This is a genomic window from Lacisediminihabitans profunda, assembly GCF_008040105.1.
Taxonomy (GTDB): domain Bacteria; phylum Actinomycetota; class Actinomycetes; order Actinomycetales; family Microbacteriaceae; genus Lacisediminihabitans; species Lacisediminihabitans profunda.
Genome location: NZ_VRMG01000158.1, coordinates 1 through 221 on the forward strand (window position 1 = coordinate 1; position 221 = coordinate 221).

1 pseudogene is annotated in these 221 nt (G+C 37.1%); it reads left to right on the forward strand.

From position 1 onward, the window contains the following. Positions 1-85 precede the first annotated feature (85 nt). Positions 86-221: pseudogene (locus FVP33_RS20275) on the forward strand (hypothetical protein); the annotation flags it as partial.

The window sequence follows — 221 nt, forward strand, 5'->3', positions numbered from 1 at the left end:
CATGTGTTGCTTACAAAACCACACTATACTATGTACAAAATGGGTCTTTATGTTGTCAAACTTTTTCTTCTAGGTAAGTGAAAATGGTGTCATTTCTTTTGTTTCTGAATGGAAGTTTGCTCATCCCAGTCGTTTTCCAACTGACGATTTCTATACTCGTAATGCATATGTAGTTGCTCCTTTCTGGAGTGATAATGACATTCGCAAAGAAGGCACAGTTC